We start from the raw sequence: 19,899 nt of genomic DNA, 5'->3' as shown, positions 1-19,899 counted from the left end.
GGAGTAATGTTTGAAGGCTCTGGCCGCACTGCTGCGACAGGCAACATTGATCAAGACCTCGGTGGCCGCCCTGCTGGTGGGGGCGATCGCCTTCGGCACCAGCGAGCTGTATCTGCTGATCCAGCCCAAGGGCCCGGGCGTGGTCGGCATCGTCTGGCAACCGGATAACGCAACCGTAGGCATAAGCGGCAACTGGGACAGACTCGGCGCACGGCAATTGCTCGTGCAGTGGACGGCGGTCGATGATCAGGCGTTCATACCGGGCACGCCGATGGCCAGTGTGCCCGTGTTGCCGGACTGGACACGCATCGGCAAGGAGCCGTGGGCGCAGGAGGTGATCCTCGGGCTGGCCGGGTACTTCAGCGAAGCCCGCTCACGGGACAATATCGAGCAACTGGCGGTGCTTTCGGCGCAATTGGCCAAGGTGAAAACGCCGCTCAATGTCACCGGCTGGTACTTCCCCGCCGAGGTCGATCCCAGCTGGAGTCGGGCCAAGGAGTTACCCGCACTGTTGGCGAAACTGCCCAGACCGTTATGGATCAGCGTCTACGATGGCGGCAATATCGGGCCCGCCGCCACGGCAGACTGGCTGAAAACCTGGCTGCCGGACGATATCGGCGTGTTCTTTCAGGATGGTGTGGGTGTTTATGCCCGCACCGCCCCGGTTGCCCGAACCTATGCCGATGCCTTGCGCAACAGGCTGGGCAAGAATCGCGTAAGAATCATCGTCGAAGCCTTTCGTCCGCAGGTAGGCGGCGGCTTCCGCCCGGCAACGGCGGCCGAACTGAAACCGCAGATCGCCGCATTCGATGGCTATCCGCTGTATCTGTTCGACGGTCCGCACTATGTGACACCCGACCTGATAGAAGCTCTGAACAAGTAGAAACAAGTGGCGCTGGACGAAATTCGCGCACAGGGCTACAAAGAGTCTTCGTACTGGATTTCGAGCCGCACGGAGTGGTCAATGACGCCACGTCAGCATTGCCTGGCCTGCCTGCAACAGACACCGCCCGCGGTGTTTGAAGCTGCGTTATGGGTGTCGACCGAACATGACGCGCACTTCGCCTGGCATGAGGTGATGAGCGAAATGGACCAGTTGCAGCGCCAGATAAATTCAGCGCTGCCTGTCCTGCCTGCGCCTGAACTTGCCCAGCCGCTGTTGCGGCATCTCAACGCCCTGGGTTTTCAGCAGGATGACTGGAACCCTCCCAAACCCGACTCGGCCCTTTTGCACAAGATCGTGCGGCAGCGTCGAGGCCAGCCACTGGGGCTGGCAATGATCGCGCTGGAGATCGCACGGCGCCTGGATATCGCACTGGAAGGCGTTAACTTCCCGGGTCACTTCCTGCTGCGCGTGCCGGGTGCCGATCACCTGCTCGACCCCTGCAGCGGGCGCAGGCTCTATCCCGCCGATTGCCGCGAGCTGTTGATCCGGCAGTTCGGCCCGACCATGCAGCTGCGCGCCGAACATATGACACGCGCCACCCCGACCAGCATGCTGCAACGGTTGTCGCGCAACCTGCGGCACCTGCACCAGATCAACGATAATGCCCTCGCGGCGCTCAAGGATGCCGACCGCATCGTCGAACTGGGCCAGGCCACCAGCAGCGATCACCTGGCTCGCGCCAGTCTGTATCAGTTTCTTGAATGCCCGCAGGCCGAACGTTTCGATCTGGAACGCGCGCTGTTGCTCAGTGAAGACCCACTGCAAAGACTCCAGCTTGCCGAGCGCCTGAGCCATTTATCGGTAAACCACCGCGTTCATTGAGCATCCTGCTCATTCGCGGCGAATTGTTACCTGCCGGGTAATGCTGCATATCCTGCGCGGGGATTTTTCAGACGCGTGATGGCGGTTAACCTGCGCGCGTTAAATCGACGTGGATTTGCAAGCTCCCTTGATCCTGCGTTTTGTTTGGCCGCCGTGCAGGTCTCTGCGCAGCGGCCTTTTTTATTGCCTGCAGGTTTAACGCCTTCAGCCTTCATGCGTACTGCGTGCCTCAGCCCTTGGCATTCGGCGTTTTTTTGATCAGCCCCTTGCTTTCCATGTCCTTGATCTTGCGCATCTCGTAGCTGTCACCCGACTCGGCAAACACCTGAAGATTCTGCAGGATATGGATGGTCTTGATGTAATCAGGCAAGAGCGCGTTGGCGTATGGATCACCGCTCAGCGCTTTCTCTTTCATGTCGATGATCCGACTGGCAAAAAACTCCAGCGCATTGATTTCCTTGCTGGGGTCGACCAGTTTGCCTTTCTTGTCGAACTCGTCGCCTGCGCGACTCATCAACTCAGCGGTGTGATTATCGATCATGCCGAACTTGTACAGGATCATCCCCGCTCTGTTGAGATCCTTGGGGCTTATCTGTTCAGGATTGAAGCCCTTGAACAGCGGTTTCATCTTGCGTTTTTCCATCGCCAGGGAATTGAGCGCAATCGAATTTTCGCCCACCTCCTGAAGCACCTGGGTCACCTGTGCCGCAGCTTTCTTGACCTTGACGCGTTCAGGAGGCGCCGCGATGTTTACCGGCGGAAAGTCGCCCCATATTGATTTGGCCATGTGTCACTCCAGATATGAATGTGTTCGAACTTCATATCGGGGCCAGCACGGCATGATTGATAGGCGTGCAAAAATCCATACCTGCCCTACAGTGCCACAAGACAGCACTTACATAACTCGGTGAAACTTCTCACACATAATCAAGCCGTCAGCGTGAATAAGCGCGCACGCGCAACCGATAACCGCGGTCTTGCAGCAACTGCCAGAGGCTGTTCATTTAACGTACTTCTGCAGGTTGGCCATCATTTCCTTCAGCGCCTCGCCAGTGTCGGCAGGGTGCGCTGCGTTGGCGAAATCACCAATCGCCTGCCACTGCGCCGCGACGTCTTCCGGGCTGAAGCCTGCCTGCGGGTCGAAACAGGCTCCCTGACTGCGCTGCCAGCGGACCTTGCCGATCCAGCCACCGCCCACTTCGAACAGCTCGCCACTGCTCTGGCATTGTGCGCTGCACAGGTACACCACCAGCGGGCTGACCAGCTCGGGCTTGAGCAGCTCGAAGACATTGGCGGGAATCAGCCCCTCGGTCATGCGTGTACCGCCCGTCGGCGCTATGGCGTTGACGAAGATGCGGTGCTTGCGACCTTCCAGCGCGAGGGTGCGGGTCAGCCCGTAAAGCCCCAGCTTGGCCGTCGCATAATTGGCTTGCCCGAAGTTGCCGTAGATACTGGACGTCGATGACGTGAAGATCACCCGTCCGTCATTCTGCTCGCGCAGATAAGGCCAGGCGGCATGGGTGACCTTATAGGCCCCCTCGACATGGACGCGATAGACCAGGTCCCAGTCGGCGTCCTCCATGTTGGCGAAGGTCTTGTCACGCAGGATGCCAGCGTTGTTGACCAGCACATCGATGCGCCCGAATGCGTCCAGCGCATGCTGCACAATGCGGCCGCCCTCGGTCACCGAATCATGGTTGGCTATTGCAGTGCCGCCTGCCGCGCGAATCTCGGCCACGACGCAATCGGCGGCAGACGCGCTGGCCCCTTCGCCATGCGCAGAACCGCCCAGATCGTTGACCACCACTCGCGCACCATGTTTCGCAAACAGAAGCGCATGAGCCCGACCCAGCCCCCCCTGCGCCGGTCACAATCACGACTTTATCGTCAAAACGCACTGACTCGCTCATCGCTGGCTCCATGCCTCAGAAAGACGTTGCGATGAGTGTCGTCCACGCCCTGCACAGCCACAATCAACACCTGCTGTGCTGAATCATTCCCCATAAAGGAGCGCGATATTTTCAGCCCAGATGCTTGATGAACGCTTCCAGCCACGGCTCGGCGTCGGTTTCCGGGGTGACGCTTTCGCTTCCGTCCAGACGCAACATGTCCTGCACTTCGCTAACGCCCAACTCAGCGAACAGTTCGCGCATCTGCTCACCGCCTGCGCAGAAGGTGTCGCCGTAACTGGCATCGCCCAGTGCGATCACCCCACCAGGCAATCCACGCAGCTCGCCTGGCAGACCGTCGCGCAGCGCTGCATAAAGAGGCATGAGGTTGTCGGGCAACTCGCCCATCCCGGTGGTCGACGTCACAGCAAGGAGCGCCTGAGGCTCGAAGGCGAGCAGATCCGGCAGCATTAGGCGCGGATTGACGAGGGTCTCATGGCCGGCGGCACGCAACAGTGCAGCGGCGTGTCTGGCAACTTCCTCGGCCGATCCGTAGACCGTTCCACACACGATGGCGACTTTCATGGTTATTCCTGCAGCAGCTTAAAAAAGTGAAACATTATGCCTTAGAATGCCGTCTGAATTTTCTACGGACCATTCTGCCTTCGGTCTGCCCGAAGAAGCACAGCAGAGCTGAAACACTTGAATGAAAAAATATGACGGATGGCCAGAACACTTTGCGGAATCAATGGTCTGTGTTCTCAATAACCGGTTAGACCGAGCCTCCGCCCATGCAACCTGATTCACTTCTCACCCAGGCTGAGCTGGATTTTATCCAGAGCATGCAGCGCAACCCCCAGTTGAACGTACGTGACAGTACGCGCAGTCTGCTGGTCAATGGCGGCATCCAGATCCAGGATCTGCTGACAAAGCTGGCCGCTCATGAGCAGGTCACGATTCATGCGCAGTTCGAGAATCAGCAGATGAATTTCCCTCTGCATCTGGTCGAGGACGAATTCCACGCACTGCATCTGGAGCTCGGCGCGCCGAGTATCTTCGAAGAAGGTCCGAAGATCCGCCCATGGCGACTCGTGCTGGAAGAGCCGATCCCTCTCGAAACCGAAAAGGGCGCACTGAGAGCGCTGTGGGTCCACGAGTTGTCGTTCAAGGGCGTACTGCTCGAGTACCGCAAGGAAGGCAAGCTGCCGAGAAACTTTTCAGCCTGGTTCAACCCGCCGGGTCAAGCGCCTATTCCAATGCGCGGCAAGCTGGAGCGAATGATCGGGCAAAACGTCGGTGCCTATCACTTCAGCAAGCATGGCAAGGACGATGCCGAGCGCCTGCGTCAGTACATCCTGCAAGAGCATCGTCGCAAACATCCGTCCCTGCACAAGTAACCCGCCTGCCCGGCAACGCTCTACCGGTCTCTCAGCGTTTCAGGAATAATCCTTGCTTGCTGTTCACGTGAAGCTGTCGCTATCCACCATCCCGGATCGCGGCATGTGACCTCCCTACCCGGGAATTTCACGCCTCTACCGGAGATATACAATGTCTACCTCACCCGTCACCTTGATGGTTGCCCGCCGCGTGGCGCAGGGTCGTTACCATGAAATGATGGCCTGGCTGCACGAAGGCGAACAGTTGGCCACGGACTTTCCGGGGTATCTGGGTTCAGGGGTACTGGCTCCCCCGCCCGGCGATGACGAATTTCAGATCATTTTCCGCTTCACCGATGAGCACACCATGCACGCCTGGGAGCATTCCGCCTCTCGGCGCTCCTGGCTGGTGCGCGGCAGCGGTCTTTTCGCACAACCCTCGGAGCATCGGGTCAGCGGTATCGACGGCTGGTTCGGCGCAATCGATCAGCGCCCGCCACGCTGGAAACAGGCCGTCGCGATCTGGCTGGCGTTCTTCCCCGTGTCGCTGATCTTCAACTTTCTGCTGGGCCCGTTGCTCAATCATCTGGACCTGTTGCCGCGCATCATGATCAGCACCGCGGTGCTCACCCCGCTGATGGTCTACCTGTTCATCCCGCTGTCCACGCGCCTGCTGGCACCCTGGCTACAGAGCACGCCGGCACCGGCACGCCCGACGCAATCACCTTCCCCTCGCTAAGCTCATAAAGACCTGTACACCCCCTACCCTTCGGTACAGGTCTTGGTCGCTCCTCGCTCCCTCTCATTTCCCCGGCCATCCCGTGCCCAGCGGCTGCGCGCGCTGGCTTGACGAGTTTCATGATGCCCAGGGTTGTACAAAAAAATTCTCTGGTATAACTTTGCCTGTAAACCGGAAGAAACAATCGACCGTACAATCCCCGTCCACTCCCGATAACCGATACGTGAGCTGTCGATGGCAATCTCTTCTGCACCTGTCCTGATCACCGGCGCCAGCCAGCGCGTAGGTCTGCATTGCGCCTTGCGTCTGCTCGAACACGGGCAACGGGTGATCATCAGTTACCGCACCGAGCACGAAAGTGTGACGGAATTGCGCCAGGCTGGAGCGGTGGCCATCCACGGGGATTTTTCTTGCGAGGCCGGGATCATGGCCTTTGTCGAGCTGTTGAAAACCCAGACCTCGAGCCTGCGGGCCATTGTCCACAATGCTTCCGAGTGGCTGGCAGAAACACCGGGCGATGAAGCCGGCAACTTCACCCGCATGTTCAACGTGCACATGCTGGCGCCCTACCTGATCAATCTGCATTGCGAGTCGTTGCTGACCGCCAGTGAGGTCGCTGACATCGTGCATATCAGCGATGACGTGACCCGCAAGGGCAGCAGCAAGCACATCGCCTACTGCGCAACCAAGGCCGGCCTGGAAAGCCTGACGCTGTCCTTCGCTGCCAGGTTCGCCCCGCTTGTCAAAGTCAACGGCATAGCACCGGCGCTGTTGATGTTTCAACCCAAGGATGATGCGGCCTACCGCGCCAACGCCCTGGCCAAATCGGCCCTGGGCATAGAGCCTGGTGCAGAGGTGATTTACCAGAGCCTGCGTTATCTTCTGGACAGCACCTATGTCACCGGCACAACACTGACCGTAAACGGCGGACGGCACGTCAAGTAAGCCGCCCCGAGGATCATTCTGATGAGTTCGTCCCTGCCCCAGCACTATCGAGACATTCTGCTCGGCCTTGGTGAAGATCCAGACCGCGAAGGTCTGCTGGACACGCCGAAACGCGCTTCCAAAGCCATGCAGTACCTGTGTCATGGCTACACCCAGAGCGTCGAAGAAATCGTCAATGGCGCGCTGTTCGCCTCCGATAACGATGAGATGGTCATCGTCCAGAACATCGAGTTGTACTCGCTTTGCGAGCACCACCTGCTGCCGTTCATAGGCAAGGCGCATGTGGCCTACATTCCGACCGGCAAGGTGCTGGGTCTGTCGAAGATCGCACGCATCGTCGACATGTTTGCCCGCCGTCTGCAGATTCAGGAAAATCTGACCAAACAGATTGCCGATGCGATTCAGAAAGTCACCGGAGCCGCCGGTGTAGCGGTGGTCATCGAAGCCCAGCACATGTGCATGATGATGCGCGGCGTCGAAAAGCAGAATTCGACCATGAATACGTCAGTGATGCTCGGCGCCTTCCGTGACTCGAGCACCACGCGCATGGAGTTTCTGCAATTGATCGGACGGAGCAGACAATAATGGCAAGACTCGAACCTGGCACCGCACGCATCCGCGTCAAGGACCTGCGCCTGCGCACGTTCATCGGCATCAACGAGGACGAAATCCTCAACAAACAGGACGTGCTGATCAACCTGACGATTCTGTATGCCGCTCAGGAAGCCGTGCGGGATAACGACATCGAGCATGCCCTCAACTATCGCACCATCACCAAGGCCATCATCCAGCATGTCGAGGGTAATCGCTTTGCCCTGCTGGAACGACTGACCCAGGAAGTGCTGGACCTGGTGATGAGCCACGAGGCGGTAACCTACGCTGAAGTGGAAGTCGACAAGCCGCATGCCCTGCGCTTTGCCGAATCCGTATCGATCACGCTCGCCGGTCAACGCTGAAACTCTTATCATGACCTCAACCGTCAACTGAAAAGAGCCCGTCATGACCGAGCAAGAACGCCTCGAACTCGAAGCCGCAGCCTTCCGCCGACTGGTCGCGCATCTGGACAGCCGCAAGGATGTCCAGAACATCGACCTGATGAACCTGTCCGGCTTCTGCCGCAATTGCCTGTCCAAGTGGTACAAGGCCGCTGCTGACGAAAAGCACATCGACCTCAGCCTCGATGATGCGCGTGAAGTGGTTTATGGCATGCCGTACAGCGAGTGGAAAGCCCGCTACCAGAAAGAAGCGAACGCCGAACAACAGGCGGCGTTCGTCAAGGAAACCAAACAACATGACTGATCTGAATTCCCTGCGCACCAGCCTGAGCAGCGGCGAGCATGCGTTTGCCGACACCCTGGCATTCATCGCCGACGGCTATGACTATCAGCCTCAGGCCTTCAGAAACGGCGCCGTCGACAATGCTGCCGGGCAAAACGAAGGGTCGTGCAAGACCCTGGGCCTGGCATTGCTGGAAGGCTTGACTGACGAAGAGGCACTGCTGGCGTTCGGCGAGCATTACCGCTCGGTGCAAGCCACACCTGAAGGCAGCGACCACGGCAATATCCGTGCGCTGATGGCGAATGGTCTGGCGGGTGTGAAGTTTGCAGGCGAGCCGCTCAAGCGCAAGGCTTGATCAGAGCTTGAGCGCCGCTGCTCCTTGTCGCGCGGCGCACATATATCCAGCAGAGCGCAGCGAACTTCGTGCCAATGCAAAGCATTGGCACGAAGTGAATCAGACGGCAACGATCAGAACGATACGTCAGCCAGCCCGTCCAGGTAGCGCTCGACATCGAGTGCCGCCATGCAGCCGGCACCGGCCGAGGTAATGGCCTGGCGATACACGTGGTCGGCCACGTCGCCGGCAGCGAATACGCCTTCGACGCTGGTCGCTGTGGCATTACCTTCACGGCCACCCTGCACAACCATGTAACCGTCCTTCAAGGCCAGCTGGCCGTCGAACAACGAGGTGTTCGGCGTGTGGCCGATCGCGATGAACACGCCGTCGACTTTCAGCTCGCTGCTGCTGCCGTCGTTGTTCTTCAGGCGCGCACCGGTCACGCCCATGTTGTCACCCAGGACCTCGTCCAGCGTGGCGTTGAGCTTGAGTTCGATCTTGCCTTCGGCGACGCGCGCGTGCAGCTTGTCGATCAGGATCTTCTCGGCACGGAAGGTTTCGCGACGGTGAACCAGGGTCACCTTGCTGGCGATGTTGGCCAGATACAGCGCCTCTTCCACCGCGGTGTTACCCCCACCGACCACCGCGACTTCACGGTTGCGATAGAAGAAACCGTCGCAGGTGGCGCAGGCAGAAACACCCTTGCCCATGAACGCTTCTTCAGAAGGCAGGCCCAGGTAGCGGGCGCTGGCGCCGGTGGCAATGATCAGGGCGTCGCAGGTGTAGGTCGCGCTATCGCCCTGCAGGCTGAACGGCTTGCCGGCCAGATCAACCGAATTGATGTGGTCGAAGACGATTTCAGTCTCGAAACGCTCGGCATGCTCACGCATGCGCTCCATCAGGGCAGGACCGGTCAGGCCGTGCGGGTCGCCTGGCCAGTTATCAACTTCTGTAGTCGTGGTCAATTGGCCGCCAGCCTGCATGCCGGTGATCAGCAGAGGCTTGAGGTTGGCGCGAGCGGCGTAGACCGCAGCGCTGTAACCGGCAGGGCCGGAACCGAGAATGATCACTCGGGAATGACGTACGTCTGACATGACACACTCCTATCGACCGACCGTTTACGCCGCGGTCGGGACGGCTGGATAAAAAGGACCACCGAAACGCTTGGGGAAGCGTCATTTGCTTCGGCGGGTCCTGAAAATTCTGACCTGAAGGACAGGTCCTGGATTGCCGAACAGCCTATCGGGGCCGCAGAGGTTAAGGAAATATCGTTTCACAATCCACCCTATAGGTCACTTCTATAGCGTGGGCGCCTGAAAGCAGCGCATGGGTGACGAGCCATTCGGATAATCTTCCTTCGCCAAGGATACGCCACAAGTCTGGCATGCTCAAAAACCGTCGGCGCTCAGCTCTTTCATGGCCATCACAAAGCCGGTAAGGTCACGCCTTTCAAGCACTCGGAGACTCCCATGCCCGCTCCCGCCCTTACCGGCCCGCAATACCTGAGAGAGGGCCTGAAACTGGTCCTCAGCCCAGGCTTGCGCTTGTTCGTTCTACTGCCATTGAGCATCAATGTGGTGTTGTTCTGCGGCCTGATCTATCTGGCGGTGCATCAGTTCGAGCTGTGGGTCGACACCTTCATGCCGACCCTGCCTCATTGGCTGAGCTTTCTCAGTTACATCCTCTGGCCACTGTTCGTGGCGCTGGTGCTGCTGATGGTGTTTTTCACCTTCACCGTAGTCGCCAACATCATCGCCGCGCCATTCAACGGGTTTCTGTCCGAAAAGGTCGAAGCCGTGGTTCGTGGCGTAGACGAATCGCCCGATTTCAGCTGGGCCGAACTGGTCGCCATGGTGCCCCGCACCCTGGCCCGCGAAGCACGCAAGCTGGGCTACATGTTGCCGCGCATGCTCGGCCTGTTCATCCTGTCGTTCATCCCGGTCGCCAACATCATCGCCGCCCCGCTATGGCTATTGTTCGGGGTGTGGATGATGGCGATCCAGTACATCGACTACCCCGCCGACAACCACAAACTGGGCTGGAACGAAATGCTCGGCTGGCTGAAGAGCAAACGCTGGCAGAGCCTGAGCTTCGGCGGCATCGTCTACGTTGCCTTGCTGATCCCGGTGGTCAACCTGCTGATGATGCCTGCTGCAGTGGCCGGTGCAACGCTGTTCTGGGTGCGCGAGCGCGGCGCGGATGCATTGCCGGTGACTCACGCACGCGGCTGACACGCGGCTGAATGAAGACATGCCGGACCGCGCCATGCGGTTCGGCACACCCGAAGAAAAAAATCACACACATATAAATATGCACCGCAACTCAACCTGCCAGTTGGGGCTAAATGGGGCCTCAACCAACCCGTTCATGTGAAGCCACTTTCCATGAAACCAGGCGACACATGAACTTAACAAGGAAGTTAAATCATGAATGCTCAAGTAAATCCTGCTGCACTGGCCGCTGACAACGCTACCGTTCAGGAAAAGATCCGCGCCTTTCTGGTCAGTGAACTGGCCGAATGGTCGATCAACCCGGACAACGTGTACCTCAACGGTGTGAACGACCCCGAAGAGCGCATCGTCATCAGCTCCACTTCGCTGACTGCCGAAGCTGAAAACCGTGTTTTCGAGAAAGACGCCCCTGCCTACTCCACCCGCACCGCCGGCCTGTTCACCGTGGCGTATTCGTATGCCGATGAACATCGTCTGGCGGCACCGGATCTGGCCAAAGTGGGCGAAGTGATCGGCCAACTGGTTCGTGATCTGGGCTGAGTGCCCCGCTTGACCGGCTGAGTGACGACTACGCCTGAGAGCGTGCCGAACAGATAACGAGTTATCTGTTCGGCACTTCGGCGTTAAAAGGGAGGCTTCTTACAGCTATATATCAGTATTCCCACAACCAGCTTATATAACTCCATTCCGTGTAACGGCAACAGCTTGCCGCAAGCAGACACTGTTTGCCGAGATATGAAAAAACATTACACGTAGGAATATTGCGCAGGACATATCTTCCCGACCTCTAATACAAGATCGCAACGGCGTAGGAACAAGCAATATATTAAATATGGCATCATCCTTGCTCTCCTGATTGAAAAAAACAGGAGTAATCGCTACGGAAATAAAAACAGAATCTGTCCCAGAACAACTCTCCTCCTACCGACCGGCATCCTTCGAAAGACTACCGGAAAACCGTTCAGGTCGGTTTGCAAACCTGTTGAACGATGCCATCACACAGACAGAGAAAAAACCTCCAGCCGCAGCACCCGCAACACTCGGCAGCTCGGCAATGCCCCGCTCGACTCGCTTCATGGATAGCATGACTATCGAACAACGCAGATCCAGTGTGGAGGATAAAGACTTCGTGCCTATGCCTGCGGCAATGGAACGTGCGCGAGGGATTTTCAAATGACCCACACCGACAATACTGTGCCATTTCCTAATGTCACCCCGTCGGGTGTACGGCCTATGCATTTACCTATTAACTATCCCGCGCAGTCTCACACCAACTTGCTCACCTTACCGGCGCCCTATCACCAATCCATCACACAACCGCCACATAACCGAAATGTAATCAGTCGACACTGCTCTCATGAGCCAAATTCTTAATGTCACCCTGATCACTGAAACCTTTACTCCCGAGATCAACGGCGTCGCCAATACCCTGGGGCGGCTGTGTGAAGGGTTGCGTTTGCGCGGGCATCGGGTCGAGCTGGTCCGGCCACGTCAGAACGACGAGACCGGCGCGGGCACTGCAGAGGATCTGCTGCTCTGCCGGGGCTGGCCGATACCGGGTTACCCGGGTTTGCAGTGGGGTCAGTCTTCGATGCACAAGCTGCTGCGGCGCTGGCAGCGGCGTCGGCCGGATGTGCTGTACATCGCCACGGAAGGGCCGCTGGGGCTCTCGGCACTGCGCGCAGCGCGGCGTCTGGGGATTGCGGTGATCAGTGGCTTCCATACCAACTTCCCACAGTACACGCAGCAGTACGGCATGGGTTTCATCACCCGTTTGCTGACGCACTACCTGCGCTGGTTCCACAATCGCTCGCGCATGACGCTGGTGCCGAGCATCAGTCAGAAGGTCGAGCTGGAGCGGCGTGGCTTTGAGAGGATCGAGCTGTTGTCGCGAGGCGTCGACAGCCAATTGTTCAGCCCGTCCAGACGCTCGCAGCCTTTGCGCGAGAATTGGGGTCTGCAAGCCGATGATGTCGCGGTCCTGCATGTCGGCCGCCTTGCCCCCGAAAAAAACCTGAGCCTGCTCAAAGCCTGTTTCGAGGCGCTCAAGGACAGTTACCCGCAGCGTAATCTGAAATTGGTGGTCGTTGGCGACGGGCCTCAACGCGCGCAGCTGGAGCAGCAAATTCCGGAGGCGATTTTCTGCGGGACGCAGCGCGGCGAGGTGCTGGCGACGCACTATGCCTCGGCCGATATGTTTCTGTTCCCCAGCCTCACCGAAACCTTCGGCAACGTGGTTCTCGAAGCACTGGCCTCAGGCTTGGGGGTGGTCGCCTACGATGAAGCCGCAGCCGGGCAGCATATCCGCCATGGCCACAACGGTGCGTTGGCCATGCCGGGTGACGAGGCGGCGTTCATCGACGCGGCACGCTGGTTGCTGGAGGACAGTGAGACGCTGCGCCGCGTGCGTCTCAACGCCCGGCAGCATGCCAGCCGCCAGGGCTGGACAGCGGTCATCGATCAGTTCGAGCGTCAATTGCGCGAGGCCTGCCCGAGCCAGAACGCTGCAAGCGTCAAAGAGATCAGGTCGGTAGCCAGCAAGAAAATCAGACCAGTGTCGTCAGTGCGTCTCGACTGAAGGGCAGGATGTCCTGCTCGCGCCCCTCGCGCACTTTCAGTGCCCAATCAGGATCGACCAGCAGCGCGCGCCCCACCGCCACCAGATCGAACTCGTCGTTGCCCAGTCGCTTCAGCAGATTTTCCAGGCTGGCCGGTTGAGCGACCTTGTCGGTGTTGACCATGAATTGCAGGAACTCGCCGTCCAGTCCGACGCTGCCGACAGTAATGGTCGGTTTGCCGGTCAGCTTGCGCGTCCAGCCCGCCAGGTTCAGGTCGGAGCCTTCAAACTCAGGCTCCCAGAAACGCCGGGTAGAGCAATGAAAGATATCCACACCTGCATCAGCCAGAGGCTGCAGGAACTCGCCCAGCGCCTCGGGCGTTTGCACCAGGCGCGCGGTGTAATCCTGCTGTTTCCATTGTGAGAAACGGAAAATGATCGGGTAGTCCGGGCCTACTGCGCCGCGCACGGCCTTGATCAGTTCGAGAGCAAACCGTGAGCGGTTGGCGAGGCTGCCGCCGTACTCGTCGCTACGCTGATTGCTGCCCTCCCAAAAGAACTGATCGACCAGGTAACCGTGAGCCCCATGAATTTCGACACCGTCCATGCCAATCGCCCTGGCATCGGCGGCAGCCTGGGCAAAGGCCGCTACGACCTCGTCGATGTCCTGCTTGCTCATGCCATGCACCAGCACCTGACCGTCCTTGACCTTCTCCATCGGCCCGTAGGCAGGCACGCTGCCGTCCGGCTCGGTGCCAGGACGGCGAACTGCGCCGACGTGCCAGAGTTGCGGGACGATCTTGCCGCCCTCCGCATGCACCGCCTCGACCACCTTGCGCCAGCCGGCCAGCGGCGCTTCGCCGAAAAACTGCGGGACGTTCGGATAACCGTTGGAGGCCTTGTGATTGACCGTCGTACCTTCGGTGATAATCAGCCCGACGCCTGCAGCAGCGCGCCGCCGGTAGTACTCGACGACCTTCGAGTTGGGCACGTGCCCTGGCGAGAACGAGCGGGTCATGGGGGCCATGACCACACGCGAGGACAGCTCCAGGCTGCCCAGACGGAAAGGCGTGAACAAGGCTTCTGCCGACATGCGCAACTCCTGTGAAATGGTCGATTGCCATCAGGCGCGCAGAATATCGCCGGGCGTCAGCGGCGGCCCAGTACTATTGATCTGGCTGATTTGAGTTCAGAAGCGACGAGCGCGCAAGAAAGCCGGGCGAATGCTAAATGCTACCCCGGCTCTACGATCAGCTTTGCGCCAGGGCCTTTTCGATGGCCTGGATCACCGCAGGATCATCCGGAGTGGTACGCGGAGAAAAACGTGCGCTTACACCGCCGTTCTTGCCAACCAGAAACTTTTCGAAGTTCCAGGTGATATCCCCGGGAAACTCGGCACCCTCGCCCGCCAGCAAACGGTAAAGCGAGTGCCGGTTGGGGCCGTTGACGTCGAGTTTTTCACCCAGCGTAAACGTCACGCCATAGTTGAGTTGGCAAAATTCGGCGATCTCTTGCTCGGTACCCGGTTCCTGCCCGGCAAACTGGTTGCACGGCAGACCCAGTATCTCCAGGCCCTGGTCCTTGTACTGCTGATAGAGGTTTTCAAGTGCCGCGTACTGCGGTGTCAGCCCGCATTTGGACGCGACGTTGACTACCAGAACCACTTTTTTTCTGAAATTCGCCAGCGGCAGTTCCTGGCCACCCAGCGCTTTCAATTTGATGTCGTGAAAAGCACTCATGAGAACCCCTTTTGAAACAAGTCGCCCCAGGCTACAACCCGAAAAAAGGCACCGTGACCGCACGCGTAACGAAAGTCGTCATCGCAGAACAGCCAGGGCGCCTTTTCAGTGCCTGAGCTTAGCAGCACAAATCAGTGTTGATGACCGCCTTCGCCGTGAACATGGCCGTGAGCCATTTCTTCTTCACTGGCATCACGGATGGCCACAACCTTCACGTCGAAGTTCAGGCGCTGACCCGCGAGCGGATGGTTGCCGTCAACGGTGACGTCGTCGCCATCCAGATCACGGATGGTCACGATCTGCATGCCGCCATCCGGGCCGGAAGCGTGAAACTGCATGCCGACTTCAAGCTTGTCGACGCCTTCGAACATGCTGCTGCTCAGGGTGCTGACCAGTTCGGCCGAGTACTCGCCGTAGGCGTCTTCGGGCTCGACGGCGACTTTCACCTGCTCGCCTACTTCCTTGCCTTCCAGTGCCTTTTCCAGGCCCGGGATGATGTTGCCTGCACCTTGCAGGTAAACCAGCGGCGCACCACCGGCAGAACTGTCGATGACCTCACCAGCGTCGTTGGTCAGGGTATAGTCAATGGAGACAGCCTTATTGGCGGCGATCGGCATGGGGACAAGACCTTTTGCTTAAGATTGAAGAACGGTCAAGTTTAACCAAGCAATCGCCCGAAAGCGAACGCAACTCTGACGGACGGCCCTGATTGGAAAGTTCAACCGTTATCGGTTTCAGTCAGGATGAAGAAGGGCACTGGATTGCGCTACTGTCCTGCGGCCACACTCAGCACCTGCGTCATCAGCCTCCCTGGCAGTCACGCGCCTGGGTACTGGCCCCTGCACAGCGTCAACAGATGACCGGTAAAGCCTTTCGTTGCGGCTGGTGTGCGAACGCTGCGGATAACGATAGTCTTGCGGCAGAGAAATCGCGTTAGACGGTTTCCGGACTTTTTCGGTCGGCAGCGGTTCCCTATGTGCTGCGACCCTTGCACTGCTCAATCGAGAAGCCAGTATGCAGACTTTTTTTATCGCCCCCACTGACTTTGGCGTGGGGTTGACCTCCATCAGCCTGGGACTGGTGCGCACGCTGGAGCGCGCTGGTTTGAAAGTAGGCTTTTTCAAACCGATCGCCCAGCCACATCCCGGTGATCTGGGCCCCGAGCGCTCGACCGAACTGATGGCTCGCACCCATGGCCTCAAGCCGCCCAAGCCTCTGGGACTGACGCATGTCGAGCGCATGCTCGGTGATGGTCAACTGGATGAACTGCTCGAAGAGATCATCAATCTTTATCAGCAGGCAGCGGTCGGCAAGGACGTGCTGGTCGTCGAAGGCATGGTCCCGACCCGCAGCGCGAGCTATGCCGCACGGGTCAATCTGCATTTGGCCAAGAGCCTGGATGCCGAAGTCATTCTGGTCTCTGCTCCGGAAAACGAAGTGCTCGCCGATCTGTCGGGCAGGGTCGAATTGCAGGCCCAGCTGTTTGGCGGCCCCAAGGATCCCAAGGTGCTGGGCGTGATACTCAACAAGGTGCGCACCGAAGAAAGCATGGAAGTCTTCGCCTCGCGCCTGAAAGAGCACTCCCCCTTGCTGCGCAGCGGCGACTTTCGCCTGCTGGGCTGCATTCCGTATCGCGCCGAACTCAACGCGCCGCGTACCCGCGATGTGGCCGAGCTGCTCGGCGCGCAGGTGCTGAACGCAGGCGACTACGATCAGCGCCGCATGACCAGAATCATCATTTGTGCGCGGACCGTGCTCAATACTGTTCCACTGCTCAAGCCGGGGGTGCTGGTGGTGACGCCGGGCGACCGCGACGACATCATCCTGGCGGTGAGCCTTGCGGCAATCAACGGCGTACCGCTGGCCGGCCTGCTGCTGACCAGCGATACCGTGCCCGACCCACGCATCATGGAGCTGTGCCGCGGCGCACTGCAGGCGGGGCTGCCGGTGCTGTCGGTCAGCAGCGGTTCGTATGACACGGCCAATCGTCTGAATCAGTTGAACAAGGAAATCCCCATCGATGACCGCGAGCGCGCGGAAAACATCACCGACTTCGTTGCCAGTCATCTGGACGCCAACTGGCTGCACCAGCGCTGCGGCACACCCCGTGAGCTGCGCCTGTCGCCCGCGGTGTTTCGCTATCAGTTGATCCAGCGCGCGCAGGCGGCCAACAAGCGCATCGTGCTGCCTGAAGGCAACGAACCGCTGACCATTCAGGCTGCCGCCATCTGCCAGGCGCGCGGTATCGCGCGTTGCGTGTTGCTGGCCAGGCCCGAGGAAGTGCATGCCGTTGCGCAGGCGCACGGCATCGAGCTGCCGCAGGGGCTGGAAATTCTTGACCCGGACCTGATTCGTGAACGCTACGTTGCGCCGATGGTGGAACTGCGCAAAAGCAAAAGCCTGAACGCGCCCATGGCTGAGCAACAGCTCGAAGACCCGGTGGTCATCGGCACGGTGATGCTGGCGCTGGACGAGGTCGACGGGCTGGTGTCCGGCGTCATTCACTCCACCGCCAACACCATCCGCCCGGCCCTGCAACTGATCAAGACCGCGCCAGGCTGCACGCTGGTGTCTTCAGTGTTCTTCATGCTCTTTCCCGAGCAGGTGCTGATGTACGGCGACTGCATCATGAACCCGCATCCGAGCGCCAGCGAACTGTCCGAGATTGCCTTGCAAAGCGCCGACTCGGCCACTGCGTTCGGCATCTCGCCACGCGTGGCGATGATCAGCTATTCCAGCGGCAACTCGGCCAGCGGCGAAGAAGTCGAGAAGGTCCGCGAAGCCACGCAACTGGCACGCGAAACCCGCCGCGATCTATTGATCGACGGGCCGCTGCAGTATGATGCGGCCGCCAACGAACAGGTCGCCCGGCAGCTGGCTCCAGACAGCGCGGTCGCAGGACGCGCCAACGTGTTCGTGTTCCCCGACCTGAACACCGGCAATACCACGTACAAGGCGGTGCAACGCAGTGCCGACTGTGTGAGCATCGGCCCGATGCTGCAGGGCCTGCGCAAACCGGTAAACGATCTGCCGCGCGGCGCGCAGGTCGACGACATTGTCTACACCATCGCGCTGACAGCCATACAGGCCGACACGCTGTCCTGATACCTGACCCGAGTGCCGCAGAGCAGTCTGCGGCTTCCGATAACTTGCGGAGCCATCTTCCTAATGGATTTTCTGCCTGCCCCGTTACGCGGCGTCATTGCCTCGCTGTTGCTGGCGCTGAACACCATCGTCTGCTGCACGGTGCTGTTCGCGGTCACGATCCTCAAGATCTGCCTGCCCTTCTCTGCGGCACAGCGCTTCACCGACTGGCTGATGAGCCACATCCATGAAACCTGGATCGGCAACAACAATGCCTGGATCAGACTGCTGTGCCACACCCGCTGGCACCTGAGCGGCCTGGAAGGGCTGGATTACCAGCACTCGTATCTGGTCACCAGCAATCACCAGAGCTGGGTCGACATCATGGTCTTGCAGTACGTGCTCAACCGACGTATTCGCCCATTGAAGTTTTTCCTCAAGCAGGAGTTGATCTGGGTCCCGGTGATCGGTCTGGCGTGGTGGGCGCTGGGCTTTCCGTTCATGAAGCGCTACTCCAAGGCGTACCTTGCCAAACACCCGGAAAAGAAAGGCAAGGACCTGGAAACCACTCGCCGCACCTGCGCGAAGTTTCGCCATAACCCGGTGGGGATTTTCAACTTCGCAGAAGGCACGCGCTTCACGGCCGGCAAACACGCGCAACAGAACTCACCCTTCCGCCACCTGCTCAAACCCAAGGCCGGCGGCATTGCCTTCGTGCTCGATGCGATGGGCGAACAGCTGGAATCGATCATCAACGTGACCATCCACTACCCTGGCGGACAACCCGGCTACTGGGACCTGCTGTGTGGGAATGTGAAGGAAGTGGTTGCGCACTTCGAAGAGATCAAAATCCCGCAGCAGTTTCTCGGCAAGAATTACGACCAGGACGGCGAATACCGCCTGGAATTCCAGCAGTGGATCAATACGCTATGGGAAGAGAAAGACCGACTGCTGGACAGCCTGCATGAGCAGTATCCGGCGCCGCATTGATATTGACTTGTGGGAAGTGGAAGCGAGCTTGCTCGCGAAGAGGCCATCAAGGCCGCCGCAAGCCTGACGTTTCAGCCATCCATCGTGCCAATGCTCCGCGTTGGCATGCCGTTCTGGACGCTCTGCGTCCTCTTTGCGACGCAGAGCGTCGCGAACTGCATTGCCACGCTGGAGCGTGAGGAACGATGATCTCAACTATCGTGATGATACTCTGCGTCCGCATTCAGGCGGACGCAGCGGCATTTATCAGTACTGCTGACCCGGAATCGGCTTGAGGTTAACCTCTACGCGGCGGTTCTGGGCGCGGCCGTTGACGTCGGCGTTGCTGGCAATCGGTTGATCAGGCCCTGCACCGCGCACTGACAGGTGCGCTTGATCGACGCCTTGCGAGGTCAGGTAAGTCGCGACGCTCTGGGCGCGCTGTTGCGACAGGTCCATGTTGTGCTGGCGGCTGCCGGTGCTGTCGGTGTAACCGACGATTTCAATGTTGTTCTGGTTGAACTGCTTGAGCGAGCTGGCCAGATTGTTGAGCGGCGAATAGAAGCTGCTGGCAATGGCCGAAGAGTCCGTCGCGAACGTGATGTTACCCGGCATGATCAGTTTGATCTGGTCACCCTGACGCTGTACCTCGACACCGGTGTTGGCCATGCTCTCGCGCAGCGCAGCTTCCTGCTTGTCTGCGTAGTAGCCATAACCCGCCGATGCGGCACCTGCCACTGCTGCGCCAATCAGGGCACCCTTGCCGCGATGATTGTGATCGATGGCCGCGCCGGCTACCGCACCGGCCAATGCGCCGAGTCCGCCGTACTTGGCCGTTTTGCTCATACCACCGGAGCTTTGCGCCTGGCCTTGATTGTCATAGGGATTGGATGTTGCACAGCCGGAAAGCATGGCTACGGCGGTGGCAACAATGATCAAACGACGCGAGGTAAACATTCAGGTGCTCCTGGTTTTGACGAACGCTGG

22 protein-coding genes and 2 pseudogenes are annotated in these 19,899 nt (G+C 59.2%); 16 read left to right on the top strand and 8 right to left on the bottom strand.

Translation table 11 applies throughout. The features are described 5' to 3' along the window. Window positions 1-10: 10 nt before the first annotated feature. The gene (locus KBY02_RS10620) at window positions 11-883 is read left to right on the top strand and encodes a hypothetical protein (RefSeq protein WP_024643039.1); all 873 of its coding nucleotides are present in this window, start codon (window positions 11-13) and stop codon (window positions 881-883) included. A gap of 81 nt (window positions 884-964) precedes the next feature. After that, window positions 965-1,768: a SirB1 family protein gene (locus tag KBY02_RS10615; protein ID WP_024643038.1), complete on the top strand. Its 804-nt coding sequence runs from the start codon at window positions 965-967 to the stop codon at window positions 1,766-1,768. A 229-nt stretch (window positions 1,769-1,997) separates the two neighbouring features. On the opposite strand, the gene KBY02_RS10610 is transcribed toward KBY02_RS10615, so the two are convergent. From KBY02_RS10610 to KBY02_RS10600, 3 genes and pseudogenes are all read right to left on the bottom strand, one after another. After that, window positions 1,998-2,555 carry a hypothetical protein gene (locus tag KBY02_RS10610; protein WP_024643037.1) on the bottom strand — a complete coding sequence of 186 codons (558 nt, stop codon included), beginning with the start codon at window positions 2,553-2,555 and terminating at the stop codon, window positions 1,998-2,000. 213 nt (window positions 2,556-2,768) lie between these two features. Next, window positions 2,769-3,678, bottom strand: a pseudogene (locus KBY02_RS10605) (SDR family oxidoreductase). 111 nt (window positions 3,679-3,789) lie between these two features. Next, window positions 3,790-4,242 (bottom strand): flavodoxin, encoded by a 453-nt coding sequence (locus tag KBY02_RS10600; RefSeq protein ID WP_024652336.1) that lies wholly within the window; start codon window positions 4,240-4,242, stop codon window positions 3,790-3,792. A 206-nt stretch (window positions 4,243-4,448) separates the two neighbouring features. Between KBY02_RS10600 and KBY02_RS10595 the strand changes: the two genes are divergently transcribed. The 7 genes from KBY02_RS10595 to KBY02_RS10565 all read left to right on the top strand — a co-directional run bounded on the left by KBY02_RS10595 (window position 4,449) and on the right by KBY02_RS10565 (window position 8,350). Next, window positions 4,449-5,054, top strand: a complete 606-nt coding sequence (locus tag KBY02_RS10595) for a hypothetical protein (RefSeq protein WP_004406840.1) — start codon at window positions 4,449-4,451, stop codon at window positions 5,052-5,054. A gap of 151 nt (window positions 5,055-5,205) precedes the next feature. Continuing rightward, entirely contained in the window at window positions 5,206-5,772 is a 567-nt protein-coding gene (locus KBY02_RS10590) for an antibiotic biosynthesis monooxygenase (protein WP_003346204.1), read from the top strand. Window positions 5,773-6,006: 234 nt separating this feature from the next. After that, a complete protein-coding gene (gene folM, locus KBY02_RS10585; RefSeq protein ID WP_024640124.1) occupies window positions 6,007-6,717 on the top strand; it encodes a dihydromonapterin reductase in 711 nt (236 codons plus the stop codon). A 21-nt stretch (window positions 6,718-6,738) separates the two neighbouring features. Further along, on the top strand, window positions 6,739-7,302 hold the full coding sequence (gene folE / locus KBY02_RS10580; protein ID WP_003346200.1) for a GTP cyclohydrolase I FolE: 564 nt from the start codon (window positions 6,739-6,741) through the stop codon (window positions 7,300-7,302). Continuing rightward, complete coding sequence (folX, locus tag KBY02_RS10575) at window positions 7,302-7,673, top strand: dihydroneopterin triphosphate 2'-epimerase (protein ID WP_003316983.1); 372 nt, start codon at window positions 7,302-7,304, stop codon at window positions 7,671-7,673. Before folE ends, folX begins: the two co-directional genes overlap by 1 nt. A 43-nt stretch (window positions 7,674-7,716) precedes the next feature. Next, complete coding sequence (locus KBY02_RS10570; RefSeq protein WP_003365478.1) at window positions 7,717-8,016, top strand: DUF1244 domain-containing protein; 300 nt, start codon at window positions 7,717-7,719, stop codon at window positions 8,014-8,016. After that, window positions 8,009-8,350, top strand: a complete 342-nt coding sequence (locus KBY02_RS10565; protein ID WP_032656246.1) for a HopJ type III effector protein — start codon at window positions 8,009-8,011, stop codon at window positions 8,348-8,350. The genes KBY02_RS10570 and KBY02_RS10565 overlap by 8 nt, the downstream gene beginning before the upstream one ends. A gap of 113 nt (window positions 8,351-8,463) precedes the next feature. Here the strand turns inward: KBY02_RS10565 and trxB are convergent, their stop codons facing one another. After that, the gene (gene trxB, locus KBY02_RS10560; RefSeq protein WP_003316986.1) at window positions 8,464-9,426 is read right to left on the bottom strand and encodes a thioredoxin-disulfide reductase; all 963 of its coding nucleotides are present in this window, start codon (window positions 9,424-9,426) and stop codon (window positions 8,464-8,466) included. Between the two features lie 375 nt (window positions 9,427-9,801). On the opposite strand from trxB, the gene cysZ reads away from it, so the two are divergent. The 4 genes from cysZ to KBY02_RS10540 all read left to right on the top strand — a co-directional run bounded on the left by cysZ (window position 9,802) and on the right by KBY02_RS10540 (window position 13,141). Further along, window positions 9,802-10,563 carry a sulfate transporter CysZ gene (gene cysZ, locus KBY02_RS10555; protein ID WP_003408742.1) on the top strand — a complete coding sequence of 254 codons (762 nt, stop codon included), beginning with the start codon at window positions 9,802-9,804 and terminating at the stop codon, window positions 10,561-10,563. Window positions 10,564-10,758: 195 nt separating this feature from the next. Continuing rightward, entirely contained in the window at window positions 10,759-11,103 is a 345-nt protein-coding gene (locus KBY02_RS10550) for a hypothetical protein (protein WP_004406859.1), read from the top strand. Window positions 11,104-11,419: 316 nt separating this feature from the next. Next, complete coding sequence (locus KBY02_RS10545; RefSeq protein ID WP_024652333.1) at window positions 11,420-11,740, top strand: hypothetical protein; 321 nt, start codon at window positions 11,420-11,422, stop codon at window positions 11,738-11,740. 180 nt (window positions 11,741-11,920) lie between these two features. Beyond that, window positions 11,921-13,141 (top strand): glycosyltransferase family 4 protein, encoded by a 1,221-nt coding sequence (locus KBY02_RS10540; protein ID WP_148193966.1) that lies wholly within the window; start codon window positions 11,921-11,923, stop codon window positions 13,139-13,141. Here the strand turns inward: KBY02_RS10540 and KBY02_RS10535 are convergent. From KBY02_RS10535 to KBY02_RS10525, 3 genes are all read right to left on the bottom strand, one after another. Continuing rightward, the gene (locus KBY02_RS10535; protein WP_011266766.1) at window positions 13,110-14,213 is read right to left on the bottom strand and encodes an NADH:flavin oxidoreductase; all 1,104 of its coding nucleotides are present in this window, start codon (window positions 14,211-14,213) and stop codon (window positions 13,110-13,112) included. The two genes, KBY02_RS10540 and KBY02_RS10535, sit on opposite strands and share 32 nt — an antisense overlap. Before the next feature lie 157 nt (window positions 14,214-14,370). After that, on the bottom strand, window positions 14,371-14,859 hold the full coding sequence (locus KBY02_RS10530) for a glutathione peroxidase (RefSeq protein WP_004406866.1): 489 nt from the start codon (window positions 14,857-14,859) through the stop codon (window positions 14,371-14,373). A 131-nt stretch (window positions 14,860-14,990) separates the two neighbouring features. Next, window positions 14,991-15,476 (bottom strand): FKBP-type peptidyl-prolyl cis-trans isomerase, encoded by a 486-nt coding sequence (locus KBY02_RS10525; protein ID WP_004406868.1) that lies wholly within the window; start codon window positions 15,474-15,476, stop codon window positions 14,991-14,993. Window positions 15,477-15,490: 14 nt separating this feature from the next. Here KBY02_RS10525 and KBY02_RS10520 point away from each other — a divergent pair. The 3 genes and pseudogenes from KBY02_RS10520 (at window position 15,491) to KBY02_RS10510 (ending at window position 18,933) form a co-directional block, all read left to right on the top strand. Further along, window positions 15,491-15,796, top strand: a pseudogene (locus KBY02_RS10520) (DUF3565 domain-containing protein). Window positions 15,797-15,873: 77 nt separating this feature from the next. Continuing rightward, a complete protein-coding gene (pta, locus tag KBY02_RS10515; protein WP_225650318.1) occupies window positions 15,874-17,964 on the top strand; it encodes a phosphate acetyltransferase in 2,091 nt (696 codons plus the stop codon). Window positions 17,965-18,027: 63 nt separating this feature from the next. After that, window positions 18,028-18,933 carry an acyltransferase gene (locus tag KBY02_RS10510; protein ID WP_024640129.1) on the top strand — a complete coding sequence of 302 codons (906 nt, stop codon included), beginning with the start codon at window positions 18,028-18,030 and terminating at the stop codon, window positions 18,931-18,933. Window positions 18,934-19,179: 246 nt separating this feature from the next. On the opposite strand, the gene KBY02_RS10505 is transcribed toward KBY02_RS10510, so the two are convergent. After that, on the bottom strand, window positions 19,180-19,869 hold the full coding sequence (locus KBY02_RS10505; RefSeq protein WP_003319364.1) for an OmpA family protein: 690 nt from the start codon (window positions 19,867-19,869) through the stop codon (window positions 19,180-19,182). Window positions 19,870-19,899 lie beyond the last annotated feature (30 nt).

Origin of the sequence: Pseudomonas sp. P129, assembly GCF_020312195.1 — a bacterium.
GTDB lineage: Bacteria > Pseudomonadota > Gammaproteobacteria > Pseudomonadales > Pseudomonadaceae > Aquipseudomonas > Aquipseudomonas fragariae.
Note: the sequence above shows the minus strand (reverse complement) of the source record. Positions and strands in the feature narration are given on the sequence as shown.

Coding starts and splice junctions, on each gene's coding strand:
- KBY02_RS10595 (WP_004406840.1), top strand. CDS start 4,449: ATGCAACCTGATTCACTTCTCACCCAGGCTGAGCTGGATTTTATCCAG.
- KBY02_RS10565 (WP_032656246.1), top strand. CDS start 8,009: ATGACTGATCTGAATTCCCTGCGCACCAGCCTGAGCAGCGGCGAGCAT.
- KBY02_RS10615 (WP_024643038.1), top strand. CDS start 965: ATGACGCCACGTCAGCATTGCCTGGCCTGCCTGCAACAGACACCGCCC.
- KBY02_RS10505 (WP_003319364.1), bottom strand. CDS start 19,869: ATGTTTACCTCGCGTCGTTTGATCATTGTTGCCACCGCCGTAGCCATG.
- KBY02_RS10570 (WP_003365478.1), top strand. CDS start 7,717: ATGACCGAGCAAGAACGCCTCGAACTCGAAGCCGCAGCCTTCCGCCGA.
- KBY02_RS10550 (WP_004406859.1), top strand. CDS start 10,759: ATGAATGCTCAAGTAAATCCTGCTGCACTGGCCGCTGACAACGCTACC.
- trxB (WP_003316986.1), bottom strand. CDS start 9,426: ATGTCAGACGTACGTCATTCCCGAGTGATCATTCTCGGTTCCGGCCCT.
- KBY02_RS10610 (WP_024643037.1), bottom strand. CDS start 2,555: ATGGCCAAATCAATATGGGGCGACTTTCCGCCGGTAAACATCGCGGCG.
- KBY02_RS10540 (WP_148193966.1), top strand. CDS start 11,921: ATGAGCCAAATTCTTAATGTCACCCTGATCACTGAAACCTTTACTCCC.
- cysZ (WP_003408742.1), top strand. CDS start 9,802: ATGCCCGCTCCCGCCCTTACCGGCCCGCAATACCTGAGAGAGGGCCTG.
- KBY02_RS10530 (WP_004406866.1), bottom strand. CDS start 14,859: ATGAGTGCTTTTCACGACATCAAATTGAAAGCGCTGGGTGGCCAGGAA.
- KBY02_RS10600 (WP_024652336.1), bottom strand. CDS start 4,242: ATGAAAGTCGCCATCGTGTGTGGAACGGTCTACGGATCGGCCGAGGAA.
- pta (WP_225650318.1), top strand. CDS start 15,874: ATGCAGACTTTTTTTATCGCCCCCACTGACTTTGGCGTGGGGTTGACC.
- folM (WP_024640124.1), top strand. CDS start 6,007: ATGGCAATCTCTTCTGCACCTGTCCTGATCACCGGCGCCAGCCAGCGC.
- KBY02_RS10535 (WP_011266766.1), bottom strand. CDS start 14,213: ATGTCGGCAGAAGCCTTGTTCACGCCTTTCCGTCTGGGCAGCCTGGAG.
- folE (WP_003346200.1), top strand. CDS start 6,739: ATGAGTTCGTCCCTGCCCCAGCACTATCGAGACATTCTGCTCGGCCTT.
- folX (WP_003316983.1), top strand. CDS start 7,302: ATGGCAAGACTCGAACCTGGCACCGCACGCATCCGCGTCAAGGACCTG.
- KBY02_RS10590 (WP_003346204.1), top strand. CDS start 5,206: ATGTCTACCTCACCCGTCACCTTGATGGTTGCCCGCCGCGTGGCGCAG.
- KBY02_RS10510 (WP_024640129.1), top strand. CDS start 18,028: ATGGATTTTCTGCCTGCCCCGTTACGCGGCGTCATTGCCTCGCTGTTG.
- KBY02_RS10525 (WP_004406868.1), bottom strand. CDS start 15,476: ATGCCGATCGCCGCCAATAAGGCTGTCTCCATTGACTATACCCTGACC.